16 protein-coding genes and 2 pseudogenes are annotated in these 15,446 nt (G+C 68.0%); 8 read left to right on the top strand and 10 right to left on the bottom strand.

The genetic code is table 11. From position 1 onward, the window contains the following. Nucleotides 1-59 precede the first annotated feature (59 nt). Nucleotides 60-809 carry a class I SAM-dependent methyltransferase gene (locus IF73_RS0133090; RefSeq protein WP_031014260.1) on the bottom strand — a complete coding sequence of 250 codons (750 nt, stop codon included), beginning with the start codon at nucleotides 807-809 and terminating at the stop codon, nucleotides 60-62. Between the two features lie 115 nt (nucleotides 810-924). On the opposite strand from IF73_RS0133090, the gene IF73_RS0133085 reads away from it, so the two are divergent. Beyond that, nucleotides 925-1,554, top strand: a complete 630-nt coding sequence (locus IF73_RS0133085; RefSeq protein ID WP_031014258.1) for a CGNR zinc finger domain-containing protein — start codon at nucleotides 925-927, stop codon at nucleotides 1,552-1,554. Here the strand turns inward: IF73_RS0133085 and sodX are convergent. Beyond that, nucleotides 1,458-1,883 carry a nickel-type superoxide dismutase maturation protease gene (gene sodX, locus IF73_RS0133080; protein WP_031014256.1) on the bottom strand — a complete coding sequence of 142 codons (426 nt, stop codon included), beginning with the start codon at nucleotides 1,881-1,883 and terminating at the stop codon, nucleotides 1,458-1,460. The two genes, IF73_RS0133085 and sodX, sit on opposite strands and share 97 nt — an antisense overlap. Nucleotides 1,884-2,025: 142 nt before the next feature. Here sodX and sodN point away from each other — a divergent pair, with 142 nt between their 5' ends. Continuing rightward, entirely contained in the window at nucleotides 2,026-2,421 is a 396-nt protein-coding gene (sodN, locus tag IF73_RS0133075; protein WP_030207400.1) for a superoxide dismutase, Ni, read from the top strand. Between the two features lie 7 nt (nucleotides 2,422-2,428). On the opposite strand, the pseudogene IF73_RS38220 reads toward sodN, so the two are convergent. From IF73_RS38220 to IF73_RS42660, 4 genes and pseudogenes are all read right to left on the bottom strand, one after another. Continuing rightward, nucleotides 2,429-3,118, bottom strand: a pseudogene (locus IF73_RS38220) (site-specific integrase); the annotation flags it as partial. Nucleotides 3,119-3,271: 153 nt separating this feature from the next. Further along, nucleotides 3,272-3,850, bottom strand: coding sequence for a suppressor of fused domain protein (locus IF73_RS0133065; protein WP_031014254.1), 579 nt, complete (start codon nucleotides 3,848-3,850; stop codon nucleotides 3,272-3,274). Nucleotides 3,851-4,071: 221 nt separating this feature from the next. Next, nucleotides 4,072-4,218, bottom strand: a complete 147-nt coding sequence (locus IF73_RS42665) for a DUF4265 domain-containing protein (protein ID WP_078868388.1) — start codon at nucleotides 4,216-4,218, stop codon at nucleotides 4,072-4,074. A 112-nt stretch (nucleotides 4,219-4,330) separates the two neighbouring features. Continuing rightward, nucleotides 4,331-4,495 (bottom strand): annotated as a pseudogene (locus tag IF73_RS42660) (DUF4265 domain-containing protein); the annotation flags it as partial. A 314-nt stretch (nucleotides 4,496-4,809) separates the two neighbouring features. Here IF73_RS42660 and IF73_RS38935 point away from each other — a divergent pair. After that, complete coding sequence (locus IF73_RS38935) at nucleotides 4,810-5,886, top strand: hypothetical protein (RefSeq protein WP_051717551.1); 1,077 nt, start codon at nucleotides 4,810-4,812, stop codon at nucleotides 5,884-5,886. A gap of 2 nt (nucleotides 5,887-5,888) precedes the next feature. Here IF73_RS38935 and IF73_RS0133050 read toward each other — a convergent pair whose 3' ends face one another. Together IF73_RS0133050 and IF73_RS0133045 are read right to left on the bottom strand one after the other, a co-directional pair. Further along, nucleotides 5,889-6,707, bottom strand: a complete 819-nt coding sequence (locus tag IF73_RS0133050; RefSeq protein ID WP_031014250.1) for a class I SAM-dependent methyltransferase — start codon at nucleotides 6,705-6,707, stop codon at nucleotides 5,889-5,891. Beyond that, complete coding sequence (locus tag IF73_RS0133045) at nucleotides 6,704-8,041, bottom strand: hypothetical protein (RefSeq protein WP_037881276.1); 1,338 nt, start codon at nucleotides 8,039-8,041, stop codon at nucleotides 6,704-6,706. The genes IF73_RS0133050 and IF73_RS0133045 overlap by 4 nt, the downstream gene beginning before the upstream one ends. A 37-nt stretch (nucleotides 8,042-8,078) precedes the next feature. Here IF73_RS0133045 and IF73_RS42915 point away from each other — a divergent pair, with 37 nt between their 5' ends. The 4 genes from IF73_RS42915 to IF73_RS41280 all read left to right on the top strand — a co-directional run bounded on the left by IF73_RS42915 (nucleotide 8,079) and on the right by IF73_RS41280 (nucleotide 13,134). Then, a complete protein-coding gene (locus IF73_RS42915) occupies nucleotides 8,079-8,612 on the top strand; it encodes an ATP-binding protein (RefSeq protein WP_420706600.1) in 534 nt (177 codons plus the stop codon). Further along, a complete protein-coding gene (locus IF73_RS0133035) occupies nucleotides 8,609-9,724 on the top strand; it encodes a hypothetical protein (RefSeq protein ID WP_031014244.1) in 1,116 nt (371 codons plus the stop codon). The genes IF73_RS42915 and IF73_RS0133035 overlap by 4 nt, the downstream gene beginning before the upstream one ends. Beyond that, the gene (locus IF73_RS0133030) at nucleotides 9,721-10,068 is read left to right on the top strand and encodes an ASCH domain-containing protein (protein ID WP_031014242.1); all 348 of its coding nucleotides are present in this window, start codon (nucleotides 9,721-9,723) and stop codon (nucleotides 10,066-10,068) included. The genes IF73_RS0133035 and IF73_RS0133030 overlap by 4 nt, the downstream gene beginning before the upstream one ends. A gap of 384 nt (nucleotides 10,069-10,452) precedes the next feature. Further along, nucleotides 10,453-13,134 (top strand): hypothetical protein, encoded by a 2,682-nt coding sequence (locus IF73_RS41280; RefSeq protein WP_158822214.1) that lies wholly within the window; start codon nucleotides 10,453-10,455, stop codon nucleotides 13,132-13,134. A gap of 365 nt (nucleotides 13,135-13,499) precedes the next feature. Here the strand turns inward: IF73_RS41280 and IF73_RS0133010 are convergent, their stop codons facing one another. Together IF73_RS0133010 and IF73_RS0133005 are read right to left on the bottom strand one after the other, a co-directional pair. Further along, complete coding sequence (locus IF73_RS0133010; protein ID WP_031014237.1) at nucleotides 13,500-13,940, bottom strand: nucleoside deaminase; 441 nt, start codon at nucleotides 13,938-13,940, stop codon at nucleotides 13,500-13,502. Next, nucleotides 13,937-14,749, bottom strand: coding sequence for an LLM class flavin-dependent oxidoreductase (locus IF73_RS0133005; protein WP_031014235.1), 813 nt, complete (start codon nucleotides 14,747-14,749; stop codon nucleotides 13,937-13,939). Before IF73_RS0133005 ends, IF73_RS0133010 begins: the two co-directional genes overlap by 4 nt. A gap of 93 nt (nucleotides 14,750-14,842) precedes the next feature. Here IF73_RS0133005 and IF73_RS0133000 point away from each other — a divergent pair, with 93 nt between their 5' ends. Then, nucleotides 14,843-15,292 carry an Lrp/AsnC family transcriptional regulator gene (locus IF73_RS0133000; RefSeq protein WP_031014233.1) on the top strand — a complete coding sequence of 150 codons (450 nt, stop codon included), beginning with the start codon at nucleotides 14,843-14,845 and terminating at the stop codon, nucleotides 15,290-15,292. Nucleotides 15,293-15,446 lie beyond the last annotated feature (154 nt).

The raw sequence follows: 15,446 nt of genomic DNA, 5'->3' as shown, positions 1-15,446 counted from the left end.
GTACGGAGAGGGGCGGTACGGGCCTGAGCCCGTACCGCCCCTCTCTCGCGTCCCGCGGCCTACTTCACGGCCAGCAGCAGGGTGTCCGAGGGCGAGCACCAGACCGGGCGGGCCTCGCCGAAGCCGGCCGCCCGCAGGGTGTCGGCGTGCCAGCCGGCCGAGGGCATGTCGCCGTCGGCGTGCTCGCCGTAGATCTCGAAGCGGCGGGCGGTGGGCTCGGCGAGGACCGGGTCCTTCGCGGCGAGCGCCCACCACTCGGCCCAGTCGAGGACCCCGGCGGCCTTCTCCTCGTCCATCCGGGCGTGCCGGCGGGCCCGTTCGGCGGCGTTGATCCGCGGGGTGGCCGGGTCGATCATGTGGTCGGCGTTCATGAAGACCCCGCCGTCCCGGACGAGCCCGGCGACCTGCCCGTACAGGGTGGCCAGCGGCTCGCTGTGCAGCCAGTGCAGGGCGGTGGCGGTGAGGACGGCGTCGTACGTGTCGTACGGCAGCACCTCCGTCCACCCGGGGTCCTTGAGGTCGGCCGTCACGAAGGTGACGCGGTCGTCGCCCTCGAAGGTGCCGCGGGCGATGGCGAGCAGCGCGGGGTCGAGGTCGACGCCCGTGGAGACCGCGCCCGGGAACCTCCGGAGGAGCCTGTCCGTGATACTTCCCGTACCGCAGGCGAGGTCGAGGACCCGGGGCTCCGGCCCCACCAGCGCCTCGACCATGTCGAGCATGACGCGGAACCGCTCCTCGCGGTCCGGCATGTACCACTCCTGCTGACGGTCCCAGCTCCGCTGCCAGCCCGCCCAGTCGGTGTCGCCCATGTCCGTATCCTCCGTCGTCGACGCCACAGAAAACCCGAGAACGTAATACCCTCAGAGGGGAAACACCAGTTACCCCCTCGACGCCGACCCTAGCCCGCCACCGTAAGGACTACAAGTGGAACTGGCCTATTACTCGGATTACGCCGTGCGCCTCGTCAACACCGAGGAGCCGGCCCGCGGCAGGGACGGCCTCACCACGGTCGAGGTGCTCAAGGAGCTCTTCGGCCCCGCCACCCAGATGGCCCGCCGGGTCACCGAGGCCGACCTGCCCCGGTTCCGCACCATCCGGGCCCGGCTGCGGGCCGTCTTCACCGCGGCCGACGAGGGCGACCACACCGGCGCGGTCGACCTGCTGAACTCGCTGCTCCTGGAGTTCCCGGTCAGCCCGCAGATCTCCGGCCACGACACCCTCGACGAGGAGGGCCGGCCGCGCTGGCACATGCACCTCGCCGACCACTCGTCCAACGCGACCGCCGGATACGCGGCCATCTCCGCCATGGGACTCGCCTTCCATCTGACGGAGTTCGGCGCCGACCGGCTCGGCCTCTGCCAGGCCCCGCCCTGCCGCAACGCCTACCTCGACACCTCCACCAACCGCTCCCGCCGCTACTGCTCCGACCGCTGCGCCACCCGGGCCAACGTGGCGGCCTACCGGGCCCGCAAGCGCCTGGAGGCCGAGCGGGCCGGCCTCACCGGCCGCACCGCCGAGAACAGCCAGGAGAGCACCACCCCGGCCGAGCGCTGACGCCCCGGCGTCAACGGCCGGTACCGGGCCACCACCCGCCCGAGCACCAGCTCGGGCGGTACGGCCCCGAAGACCCGGCTGTCCCCCTCGGCGCCCGGATTGTCCCCGAGCACCCACCACCCGGCGTCCCGTCGCTCGACCAGCCGCTTCACGACGAGCAGGTCCTGCTGGAGCGGATGACGCAGCACGACCACCTCGCCGACCGCCACCCGCGCCCCGTACCGCACGAGCAGCCGGTCCCCGTGCAGCAGTGTGGGCACCATCGACACCCCCGTCACCTCGGCGATCCCGAACGGCGCCTCGGCCGCCGCGGTAGCCTCCCGCTCCACTCCTGCTCCCCTCGTCGACTCGTACACGAGTCCGATCCGTTCCCCGGACTTTTGACCTAAGCCCCAGGGGGCGCTCGCGAAAACGCCCTTCTCACCGAGTAATCTCCCACTTGAGAAGACGATCACGAGGAAGGACGGCTCAATGCTCTCCCGCCTGTTTGCCCCCAAGGTCAAGGTCAGCGCCCACTGCGACCTCCCCTGCGGCGTGTACGACCCGGCCCAGGCCCGCATCGAGGCCGAGTCCGTCAAGGCTGTCCAGGAGAAGTACCAGGCGAACGAGGACCCGCACTTCCGGGCCCGCGCCACGGTCATCAAGGAGCAGCGCGCGGAGCTCGCCAAGCACCACGTCTCGGTGCTGTGGAGCGACTACTTCAAGGCCCCGCACTTCGAGAAGTACCCCGAGCTCAACCAGCTGGTCAACGACACCCTGAAGGCCCTCTCGGCCGCCAAGGCGTCGACCGACCCGAAGACCGGCGAGAAGGCCCTCGAGCTCATCGCCGAGATCGACCGCATCTTCTGGGAGACGAAGAAGGCTTGATCTCTGGTTAGGCGTTCTGACCTGCGGTTTCGCGGGTCATGCCGCCTACCTGTCCGCACCCGGTCCGCAGGCCGCCGAGCACGGCGTCCATGACGGCCCGGGTGCGGTCTTCTTCCCCGGGCCAGAGGTGCGCGTAGATCCGCAGCGTGATGACGGCGGACGCGTGCCCGAGGACGAGCTGCACCTGCTTGACGCTCGCGCCGCCGGCGATGAGCGCGGAGGCGTAGAAGTGCCGCAGGTCATGGGTGACCATGTGCGGCAGCTCGACGGGCTTACGGCCATCCCGCTCGGCGACCTCATCCTCGGCCGCCTGGAGCGCCTTGCGAGCCCCGTTCCACTCGGTCTTCCACCGCCGGTAGTTGAGCGGCTCACCCTCCTCCATGGTGAACAGTCACTCCTTGGACGGGCGTGCGGCGAGATGCGCGAGGAGCGCGTCGGCGACGACCTCGCCGACCGGAACCGTACGCCGGGACTTGGCGGTCTTCGGCGGGCCGATCTTCCCGGACTGGAGCCGCTGCCGCTCGACGCGGATGGTGCCGGCCTTGAAGTCGACGTCCGACACCTTCAGGCCGAGCAGCTCGCCTATGCGAAGCCCTGACCCGGCGAGGGTGACGACGGCCGCGCGGATGTACGGCGGCATCACCCGCGCCATCGCCTCGACCTGCTCGACCGTGGGCGGGGTGACCTCCTCGTCCGGCTTGGAGCTCGGGCCAGGTCGAGGGCCAGGCCACACGCATCAAGCTGATCAAGAGGCAGGGCTACGGACGGGCCAGCCTCGGCCTTCTCCGCAAAAGGATTCTTCTCGGTCTCTGACCGTCGTCGCAGCTGTTCTCGTCTCCGCCCGCCCGCCTCAGGCCACGGAGGCCCGCTTTGGATCGACGGGGTCGATCGCATGCTCATCGAAACGGACTTCAAGTGCCTCGAGTCCCATCTCCCGACGGTAATCCTTTTCCGCTGCGGTGATCGGCAACAGCCACAAGATACGGGCATGGGCTCCGCCTTCCCACTTGCAGACCTCGAAGTCGGGCCCGAAGGGATACGGCAGGCTCACCAGGTAGTGGTTGCAGTCGGAGTCATCGAGCCACGGTCTGCCAATAGGGACAGTGTGTCCGACGTCGAGTCGCTGGTGTACCGGTCCGCAGTGGTAGTACGCGTTGACTGTGACGCTCTCCAGGTTGATCCATTCGTCGCGCGGTGCCGCGAGAAAGAACTCCGTGCCATGGCCGTCGTGCTGAGTTGCCTTCCAACAGCCTGACGTCACATACAGCCACCAGTCGCCTGGATACGCGGGATGAATCCGGAACACCCGGAATCCGGGCACGCGATCCTCGATGGGCCCATTCACACCTGGGACCTCATCGATGACGCGCCCCGGGAGCGTCCGACGGAGGTGATCGAGAAGAGCAGCGCGTGCTGCGGTGTCCGGCATCCGATCATGATGCCCGAGGCCGCCGCAGCCCATCAGCCTGGGTCAGCGCCAGCCTAACCAAAGGACCCCCGACAGAGCCGAATCACGTGACGCTGATCATGTATATCGTGGAGAAAGCGTGACCGCTGACAGGTATAGACGGTCAGCTAGTTCCAGGCCAAACGCCAGATAATTCCCCACCCTCTCGCTGCGGCCGATGGTCTGAGCCGTCCTTGCGGCCATCAGCCGTCCTTGGCGCTTGCGCTGGCTTCCCAAGCGGCGGTGACGCATCCTTCTTCCCAGTGCCACCAGCCGTTCGCCTCGCCGTGTTCCAACAGCGTCTGAATCCGCTGGATGTCGGCTTCCGGTGGGACGTCCAGCGCGACCATCCCGAACCGCTCGATGCCCTCGCCGGTGGTGCCAAGCTGGTGGAAAGCCGCCGTCCTTCAGCACGATCAACCGGATGGTGCAGTTGTCCGAGGGATGAACCGTCTCCCCGGCCCAGCGCAGGCCGTCGTCATCGACGTTCACGCGTATGACATCGCCGCTCGCGACTCCACGGACGAACCACGGGGTGTTGTCGAGACGGACAGTTCCGTCGCCGAGGTCCACTGCCCACAGGCTCTCGACGCTCGCCGGCGGCCAGCCGTCGTCGTCGACCTCCATCCGGAAGTGGACCTTCACATGGGCGTCGCTGATGTTCGTCACCGCGCCATCATCCACGTGGGCCGGCGAGGCCGGAACCACGGGACTTTGGGCAGCGGTCACCTCAGCAATCCGTGGCGCCGGTCAGAAGGCCGGAGGTTTCCCGGCAGGATTCCTGGGGCGCTTGTCCGGCCGGTAGCTGGGGCCGCTCCCGATGAGAGAGCGGACTGCCACAACCTCCTGGCGAGTACTGCCGTACCGCTCACTACGCTGGCGAGATGATCACGCCGTCGCCCCCGCGCCTGACCCTAGAAGCCGCCCGGACCCTTCAGGGCATGCTCCGGACGGAGATCGGACCAGCGCTCACCGAGCAGGAACTCGACGCGGTCGAGAAACGGTTCGGCTTCACCTTCGCGGCCGACCACCGCGTCTTCCTGTCCGCCGGCCTCCCGCACGGCTCGTCGCGGTGGCCCGACTGGCGCGATGGCGACCCCGAGGACCTGGCCGGGCGGCTGGCGTGGCCGGTGGAGGGGGTGCTCTTCGACGTGGAGCACAACGGGTTCTGGCATCCCGCCTGGCCTTCGAGGCCGACGGAGAAATCCGAGGCGCTGCGTGTCGCGAGGACCGAGCTGGAGAGCGTGCCGCAGCTGGTTCCGGTCTACGGGCACCGCTACCTGCCAGGCACGGCGGGCGAGTACGGGCACCCGGTTCTGTCCGTCTACCAGACCGACATCATTCTGTACGGGAACGACCTCGCCGACTACGTCCACCACGAATTCGCCGGCCGATCGAGCGGCCTCCTCGCCCGTACGACAGTCGACTTCTGGTCGTACTTCGTCGAGGGCGGGCCGGGCATCGACGTCACCCTGCCCACGCCCTTCATGCCGTACGCCATGAGCGCACAGGAGGCCGTCGACTGCCTCCGGATGCTGGCCCTGGAACGCCTGATCGGCCGACGGCACCACCCAGAACAGCTCATCCAGGCCGGCCTCGCGGCCCTGGTCCTCGACGTCGAGACGGAGTCCCTTCCCCTCCTCGCCGGCCTGTCACGCTCAGAGCGGGAGCGGGCCGACACCCTTTTCGACCAGGTGCTGGACGAACTCAGCCTGCTCCAGGACCTCCCGGCCGACACCACCGACCTCCCGTGGGAAGCGGCCCGCTGGGAACTCGTTCGCTGGTGGCTCCATCTGATCGTGAACGGCAGCCTGGACCCCGGCGCCGGCGGTGACCTGATCACGTACGAAGGGTGGGGCGCACTGGCCCGGCCGCAGACGCTCAGACCGCTGGTCGACAAGACCGACGCCTACAACGACCGGGCAGCGATCCGAGGCGGCGACCGAGAACCCCTGGCAAAAGAGATCACCGAGGAGGCAGGACGCCTGCTCGCCGGTCCCTGGCCGCCACAGGGCTGACCTCACCGGCGGCAGATGAGGACGCCGCCAAGGCAGGTGATCTCGTACGCGCCGTTGCGGGCGATGTCGTCGGCGACGAGGGCCCGGGCCCGGTCGATGGTTGCGTCGAAGGGCACGTCGTGCTGGTCCGACCAGGCGCGATAGGAGGCCATGTGAGCGATGACCGGCTCGGGGTCGCGGACGGTGATGGTCCCTGGCAGTTTGACGACCTCGACCCGCCTGAACTCCTCCCCGAGGAAGGCCGGGGCCTTCTCCAGGGAGAAGCGGGCGCTGAGCGAGATGCGGGCCGGGCCGCGCTCGACGCCGAGGACGTCGCCGGCGGCCCGCTGCCAGAGGTCGTCGAGTTCGGCCTTGTCGCGGTCGCTGTTGCTGGAGGCGACCACCAACCCGTCACGGGCCACGACCCTGGCCAGCTCCCTGACCGCCTGGGGAATGTCAGGCACGTGGTAGAGCATGTGAAGCGCGAGAGCGGCGTCGACGCTGCCCGCCGCTAGCGGAAGCCGCGTGGCGTCCGCCACGGCGACCGGGCCGGGGACGCCGGCGAGGATGCCGGGCGCGATGTCGAAGCCGAGCAGGGACAGGTCCGGGCGGTCCTGACGGAGCCGCTGGATGAACTTGCCGTTGCCGCAGCCGATATCGACGACCCGCCCACGTACGTCGCCCAGCTGCTCGACCACGAGGCCGGGGAGGTCGTACCGCGGTGTCTGCCACTGGTAGAGCGACTGCCGGGCGGCCAGGTCCCGGTCTCCGTTGTAGGCGCTGCCCGCCAGGCGGGCCCGGTCGGTGACGGCGGCGTCGTGGGCGGCTGACAGGTCGGTCACGTCGGCAACTCCGGTGGGTGGGCGGCGGGCAGGGACGCACGGACGACCGTGTGCTGGAGTCGTTCGCGCAGGTGTACCGCCTGCGCGGCTCCACCGTACTGCGGTCCTTCCAGCTCCCGCCCGAGAACGGTGAGTCGGCGCACGATGCTGGCCGACATGCGCTCCGGCGAGGAGTGGAGAACGAAGCCGAGCATCTCCTCCGTGCCGTCCAAGTCGCCCAGGAGCAGGTGCCCGCTGGCGAGGTCGAGGTGCGCGGCGAACAGGTCACCGACCGACTGGTCGTCTCCGTCCGCGCTGCGATAGAGGCGGATCGCCGTCTCCGCGCTGACGATGGCCCGGTGGACGTGCTCCTGCCCGCCCACGGCCAGGAGGGTCGTTCCGGCGTACGCGAACTGCTTGGCCGCAGGGAAGTCGAAGACTCCCAGCACCTCGTCCCGACCCGAGATCGCCTCACGAGATCGATCGGCATCCGACAGGGCGGCGAGCGCTCCTACCGAGTCGCCGACTATCGCCAACGCCCGCGCCTCCAGACTCGCCAGCCGTGCGCCGATGCTGCCGCTCGCCCTGTGCCGTCGACCGGCCTGCGCCAGCCGGGCTGCCTGCTCGTACCGCCCTGTCCAGTACGCGATCAACGACTCCACGGCCCGTACCCAGGCCAGCATCCCCTCGTGCCCGGCCGCCTCGGCACAGGCACGTGCAGTGCGAGCGTGGGTGGCGGCGGAGTCGTAGGCGCCGAGGTCGAGGCAGACGTGCGCGGACAGGCCGCAGAGGCGAGCGGCGGAGAGGTACAGGTCAGTGGTCTGCCGGGGGTGCTGGCGCCCGCGCAGCAGCTCGAAGGCCCCGTCCCGTAACCGCCTGATCTCGACGTACTGCTCCATCAACGGGTGGCTGACGTACGTACGGGCGAGCCGGCCGACGTCTGCCTCCAGCTGCTCCACGACGAACTCGTCGGCGTTCCGCTGCGCGATGAAGCGGGCGAAGTCCGCCGACCGCACCGCGTCCTCGGAGAGTGGGTCTCCACGGACGTGGGTGTCTTCGGGCGGTAGCACCGGCGGCACAATCTCGACCTCGGCGGCCTCAACCGCGTCCCGCTGCCCCTTGCTGACGGCCACGGCTTGGTCGAGCACGGCGACATCGACGCTGAAGATCTGCGCCAGGTACTTCCGGGTATAGGGAACGGGGACTCGGGCTTCGCGCTCGTACCGACCGATCTCCTTGCCGGTCTTCGCGGAGCGCCCCTCCAGGGCGTTGTACTCGTCGGCAACCCTCTGCTGGCTCCAGCCGCGCGCCGTGAGCAGCCGGACGAGCAAGGCTCCGATCCCGGTGTCGCCCATGCCGTCTCCCAGAAGCACGTGACCTCTGGCCCCCATAGTGGCCCCCGTCTTGGCCCCCGCGCTGGCTCCCGACCCAAATGAGTTAAGTCACTTTGCTGTTGACCATGGCAAGCAGACTCACCAACAAGGCGACCGACGCCGTTCCGGATCTCCTTCCGGGCAAGGGTCGGCACCGCACCATGCTCTTCCCTCGCCGCCGGACCACACCGCGTACTGCTGCGACTTCGTCGCCGCCACGCTGACCGAATGGGGTGAGACGAGCCGCCTCGACGACATGCGGCTGTGCACCTCGGAGCTCGTCACCAACGCCGTGCTTCACGGGGTGCCCGTGGGCCGGCTGGTCCTCGTACGCGTCGAGTCCCTCGACGGGGAGCTACGGATCGAGGTCCACGACAGCGGCAAGAACAGGCCGACGCAGCGCGTTCCCGAGGAGTCCGCCGTCGACGGCCGCGGTCTGCTGATCGTCGCCGCGACCGCCGACGGCTGGGGCGTGAAGGAGCGGACGGGCCCCGGGAAGTGCGTCTGGGCCGCCTTCAACCGCATCACCGAACCCCAGGGGGCCACCTCGTGACCACACACCCCGTCTCACCGAACACCGTTCTCGCCAACGCCCTCCACCACGCCGAGGACGTCCTGACCCCGCGCATCCTCGCCAGCCCACCCAAGCGGATCGTGCTGGTCGTCGGCACCCAGATCAACGGCGCCCCGCACATCGGCACCTCGCTCGTACAGTCCCTGGCCTTCGCCATGGCCGCCCGACTCCGCGACCGCTTCGGTCTCCCCACCGAGGTGCTCTTCAGCGCCCTCGACAACGCCCCGTACGAGCTGGCAACCGACCCGGCCAGCGGACACCGCTACCAACGCGCCTACGCCCAGGCCCTCGGCGAGCAGGCCCTGCTCGACCTCGTCACCGCCCTCTACCAGCCCCTCTTCGCCGCCCTGTCCAGGCGCCTGGGCATCCCGCACCGCATCGAGACGTACACCCAGCAGCAGGCCGGCGAGCACTACCGCCGCACCTGGCTCCGGCTCCTGCCCCGCATCGACGCAGCCCGCTGGTGGCTCGCCCCCTCCACCGGCACCCCGCACCTCCGCGTTCCCTGCCCGCACGCCGACTGCGGCTGGGCGGAGAAGCATGCCGAACGCACCCGGTCCCGCCTTACCGGGCCCGAGTCGGCTGTGGTCTCCGCCGTCTGCCTCCACCACGGCCCGTACGAGGCCACGATCACGCCCACCGCCGGCGCGTACCTGGACCTGGCCACCCTGTACCGCAACCTGGTCAAGGAACTCGCCCTGACCAGCCCCCAGGGCACCCTGCACGTCATGGTCAAGGGCGGCGACTGGGTCTTCGGCTCCCACCTCGTCGACGAGGCCCTCCAGGCCGTGGGCCTCACCCGCGCCCAACTCCCGGCCCGCCTGTTCTGCCCCCAGGTCGTCACCGACACCGGTGCCAAGCTGTCGAAATCCCTCATACGAGAAGGCCGTGCCCTCTTGCCGGAGGGAGCCGCCCCTTGGATGCTCGACACCCGGCAGTGGCCCAGCACCGTCACCGAGTACGCCGACCAGCTGCTCGCCATAGCCGAGACCCTGCTCTCCAACCCCCGCCACTTCTTCCGCTCGTACTCGGCCGCCGAGATCGGCCGCCTGATCACCGCACCGTCCCCCAGGAGCGTCCCGTCCCGATGACCGACCACACCGCCCGCGTCCGCGAGCTCAACCTCTACCGCCAGTACTTCGAGCTCGTCGCCGCGGGCACCAAGACCATCGAGGTGCGGGTCAAGTACCCGCACCTCGCGGACCTCGCCGCCGGCGACACCATCCGCTTCCGCATCAAGGACACCGACGAGACCTGCGACGTCCAGGTCCTCCGCGTCACCGCGTACCCCGACTTCGAAGCCCTACTCGACGGCGAGGGCCCGTCCCACGTCAACCCGACCGCCACCCGCGACCAGCAGCTGGCCAACATCCGCACCATCTACGGGCCCGAGAAGGAAGCCCTCGGCGCCCTGGCTATCGAGATTCGGGGCTAGCACCGCTCGGAGCTGGAGAGGTACAGGTCCACCGCAGGGCTCGCGGCCGGACGTTACTGCCCCAACACACTCCTCACAGCTTCCACGATGAAGCCGACGAGCCCGCTCGCGAAGGCGGTCACAGCGCCGCTGATTGCCGCGGCCAGCACGCTGCTTCGCTCGGGACGAACCGGTCGCTTGCCACCACGTACCCTGCACTGGCCCTGATTCTTGTCACGCACCTACGTCTCCTAACAGCTGTCCGCTGGGCATCTCGTGCCCAATCGCCTTCCACGCTGCGCGACTTCAGAGGGCACACGACGAGTTGCGACGGCGGGGTACACAGAGGGAGTCCGGACTTGGAGAAGCCCTGACGGGACGAGGCAGAGGCGAGATGATGCTGCGATGAGCCGAGACAGCGGAGGGTACGGCGAGTCGAGCGGCGGTGGGCAGCGACGGATTCCACCACCACGAGTCGCACCGGGCCCGTTACGTGAACTGAAGCTGCTCCTCTACCGCCTATATGTGGAGGCCAAGACTCCTCCAGTGGCACGGATCGCCGATCTGATCGCCGACGACCCCGATGAATTGCTCCCTGGGTCCCCGTCGAAGGACACCGTGCACAGGATCATCGGATCGAACGACTTTCCCCCGCAACAAGCGAATGTTGTCTCCGTCGCTGCGGTTCTCGCCCGCGAAGCGGGCTGGGATGTCACAGACACGATGGAACGCGCCCGGACAGCTTGGGTGAAGGCACTGCTCGCCGAGCCACCGGGCAAACCTCTGAGCGAGCTCGACCCTTACGCCCTGGAAGTACACCCATCCATTACCGTCGCCGACGATGAAACCGTGACAACGCTACCGATCTACGTGGTGCGTAATCACGACCGGCGCGTAAGAGAGGGGATCAACCGCGCACTTTCGAAACAGAGTGTGATTATCACGCTCGTCGGAGGGTCCTCGACAGGAAAGACTCGAACCTTCTGGGAGGCCATTCATGGTCTGCCCTCAAATTGGCGCCTCTGGCAGGCTCTGGACTCATCCCCCCAGGCCGATTTGGCAGCGGAACTTGAGCAGGTCGGTCCTTGCACGGTGGTATGGCTGAACGAAGCTCAGCGCTTCCTCCTCACGGCCGACCCTGCAGAAGGTGAGCGAGTGGCGGCCGCACTTCGACGGATTCTTCACTCACCCGAGCGACGCCCCGTCCTGATTCTAGTAACACTCTGGCCAGAGTACTGGGAACAACTGACGTCGGAACCACACAATGGCCAACGAGACTTGCACCCCCACGCGCGTCATTTCCTCAACGGGAGCTCCATTCGCGTTCCGACAAATTTCGAGCCAGGCGACCTGGAGAACTTGAGACAGGCCGCCTTACTGGATTCCCGACTCGCTCAAGCTATGGAGCAGGCAGAGCAACACCAGGTAGCCCAGTACCTGGCTGGAGTTCCGGCGCTCATCCAGCGATACGAGACAGCCCCGCCCCCAGCCAGAGCCTTAATCAACGCAATGATGGACATCCGACGTATCGGATATGGCGAGCACGTCCCGCTGGAACTGCTCGAGGCGGCGGCCTGCGAATACCTAACCGACCTACAGATCGACCACTTGCCCGACGACTGGCTGGAGGTTGCCTTAAGTTATGCCGTAAAACCACAGCGCGGCATCCGCGGCCCCCTGACACGAATTCACCCGCGAAGAAGGGGGGTAGCGGAAGGATCGGTAAGGTATCGCCTAGCAGATCCCCTGTATCAGCTAGGACGGGAAGAGCGAGGCCATCTTTCGCCATCGTCAGGACTATGGGAACTCCTGATTCATCATTCAACAGCAGCCGAAGCACTGAATATTGGAAGATCGGCCGAATATCGCGGCCTATATCGTATAGCCGTGACACTTTACAGAAAGGCCGCCGAATCAGGGAGCAGCGAGGCCGCTCTTGAGATTGCCGAGATCCTCTCCATGACGGACAGGATCGACGAGACCATCGAATGGTACGAGGAGGCCCATACTCTCGGATCCTCTCGCGCACTTCGCTTTGCCGCAGAGACACTGGCAACCCGAGAGGAGGCGAACTGGGATTCCGCGATTAACTATTACACTCGGGCAGCCCGCCAGGGCGACATCTTCGCCCTCGTTGACTGCAGAGACACCATGAGGGAATGGGAATACGACGGCGATCCAGCAGAGTGGCTACACGATGCCCTTGCCGAGTTTTGGCAACACACCTCCATAGAGTCAGCTCTGGCCTGGTGCGAGAATCATGGAACTGAACACAACCTCGGGAAGCTACTCATCGGAGCGGGGAAACGGGAAAGGGGACTGGAGGTACTTGAACAGTCGGTACGTAAGGGTAACTTCATGTCAATGTACACACTCTGCGAAGAGAAGCGAATTTCCGGAGGAACTGATTCAACACTCGCCTACCTGAAAGATCTAGGGAATAGCGACCACGTGGGCTCTATATTCGCCCCTATGGCCCTGAAAAGCGTGATGCTCACGGAAGGACGCGAGGAGGAATGCGCGAACTTCTTGATGGGAATGATCGAGAAGGGAAACAGCTACGCAGCCGAGGAGTTCGCCGATCTAATGCACAACCTTGGACGCGGCAATGAAGCCGTCACCTTCCTCTACTCCCGATCGGAGTGCAATATCGGGGTGAAGTATCACCTCGCAGGACTCCTGCGGAAGCTAGCAAGAAATGACGAGGCGATTTCCTTGCTGACTCCGATGGCGCTTTCCGGAGATTCGCGAGCTCAACATGAACTGGCTTGCATCCTTGAGAAGATAGGACAGTTCGATGAGGCGCTCAAGTTCTTCCAGGAGAGCGCGGAGGACGGAAGGCACCACTCGACTGCCAGTGCTGTGAGGCTTCTACTGCGGGCCGATCGGGCGACAGAGACTCTCGCCTGGCTTAGATCGATCAGCGCCCCCGATGCTTCCCGTGATCGACTTGATGGCGCGGTGTGGGTCATGGAATGCACGGGCCGCAGGACGGAGGCGAAGCAGTTGAAGAACTACGGCTGGGAGCCAGACGGCTCCATCAGTGCCCCATGGCGCATCGCTCCTTCCGCGCGTGAAGAGACGTGATCTCCGCCTGACCAAGGTGCCCCTTGCAGGGCAACCAACTGAAGGAGCAAGACCGCAGCTAGCGAGTCGGGGAACTCCGTCCCAGTCCGCGCACAGTCCGCAAGACAACCACTCAAGACCGTCGCACCCCATCGCCAGTCATCAGCAAAAGGCCAGGTCAGCGCCCCGCAGGGAAGATCCCCGCAGGTCACCGACCCGGCCCATTACTAGGAGACCAAGAAGGCCTGACCCCAGGCTTTCCCCTCCCCCCTGCCCCACCGCAGGCCAGAGGACGAACGGAACGGCCCGCCCGGTCACCCCGGCGCGGGCCGTCCCCGTTTCCGCCTCACGGCCCGGACGAGAGGTCAGCGGGTGGCCGGCGGAGGTCAGCGGGTGGGCCGGTAGTACGCCGCCACGGGGGCGCGTGCCTCGTCGGGGAGGGCCGGTCCGTCGTGCGGCACGGCCGGCCAGGCGCCCGACGGGGGGTTGAGCGCGACGAGTTGCTCGGTCGACAGGGCGTAGACGACCCGGCCGAGGCCGGAGCGGGCGATGGCGCCGTCGCACATGCCGCACGGCTGGCAGCTGGTGTAGAGGGTGGTGCGGGCGGCCGTGTCCGGGGTGAGTTCGCGGGCCGCCCAGCGGGCGAGCTTCAGCTCGGGGTGGGCGGTGATGTCGTCATCCCGCCGGACCGTGTTGTGGGCCTCCGCGAGCACGGCGCCGTCCGGGCCGGCCAGGAGGGAACCGTACGGTGCGTCGCCCAGGGCGACCGCCCGGGCGGCGATGTCGATGGCACGCCGCAGCAGGACCTCTTCGGCCGAGGTGATCATGATCGAGTACTCCAGTGGTTAGCCACGAGGGTGAGCGCACGCCATCCCGCGTCGGGCCGGCGGGTCTCCTCCGGATCTCCGTGGTACGGGTCGAGTACGACCGTGTCCGCGCCCAGCAGGCGCAGCTGGTCGAGATCGTCGAGGATCTGGTCGACGGTGCCGACGCCGGCGGGCCGGTCGGGGGCCGCGACCGGTGCGCCGGTGACGCGCAGGGCGATGCGGGGCGCGAACCCGGGCAGCGCGTGGCGCCGCAGAACCGCGCGCATGTCGGCGAGGGAGAGCCGCAGCGGGTGCCAGGCGTCGCCGAACCTCACGGCGCGCCGCAGGGCCGCCTCGCTGTGGCCCCCGATCCAGAGCGGGACCTCGCCCTCCGGGCGCCCCGCGGCCCGGGCCTCGCGGAGGACGCCGAGGCACTCGTCCGTCAGCCTGCCGCGGGCGGTGAACGGCACGCCCAGCGCCTCGAACTCCTGCCGGGCCCAGCCGACGCCCGCTCCGAGGACGAAGCGACCGCCGCTCAGCTGGTGGAGGTTGGCAGCCATCCGGGCCATCAGCAGGGGATGCCGGTACGGCAGAACGAGCACGGTCGTGCCCAGCCGCACCCTGGTGGTGAGGCCGGCCAGCCAGGAGAGCGTGGTGAACGGCTCGTAGAACGGCTCGGGATACCGCTCCGCCACGTCCGGGGTGACGGTCACGTGGTCCGAGACCATGAGGACGCCGAGGCCGAGTTCCTCCGCGAGCCTGGCCGCTTCGCGCAGGACGCCGGGATCGGCCCCGGGGCCGAAGTTCGGTACGTTGACGCCGAGTTGCATGCCCCGAGGCTATCCCGGTGATCACGGGCCGCGGAACCGAGTCTTCCCTGCGTACACGCCGTTCCTCCGTGATTCTGCTGGTACTTTCGCCGCATGGCCGGGAATCTTGACGACGTCGACTGGGCGATCATCGAACAGCTGCAACGGGAGGCCCGCATCTCCCTCAGCGAGTTGGGGCGGCGCGTGAACCTCAGCCCGTCGGCCACCACCGAACGCGTCCGCGGCCTGGAGGCCCTGGGCGTCATCACCGGCTACCGCGCCGAGATCGACCTGGCCAAGGTCGGCTACCCCGTCCTCGCGGTCGTCCGCCTCAAATACCCGGGCAACCGCCACGAACCCCTGCGCCGCCTCCTCGCCGAGCGCCGCGAGATCCTGGAGTGCCTGCGCACCACCGGGGACGACTGCTACACCCTCAAGGTGGCCGCGACCTCCATGGAACACCTGGAGGCCCTCATGGACGAACTCGCCGGCTTCGGCAGCACCACCACGAGCGTCGTCTACAGCCAGACCCTCCCCTACCGCGGCCCCGTCGCCCCGCGCTGACCGTCGCGTGCGGTGGGGCCCTTCGTCATGCCGGGGTGCCGGGGAGGCAGGGGGGTGCCGTGCCGCCGGCGTGGAGCCAGGCCCGGTAGGGGGATGCGCGGTGAGCCGCTTCGCGGTAGGCGTCGGCGAGGGTGGCGTGCAGGGGGGCCAGGGG

Source organism: Streptomyces sp. NRRL F-5727, from assembly GCF_000719555.1.
GTDB lineage: Bacteria > Actinomycetota > Actinomycetes > Streptomycetales > Streptomycetaceae > Streptomyces.
The sequence above is the reverse complement of the archived record's forward strand: the minus strand, read 5'-3'. Positions and strand labels throughout refer to the sequence as shown.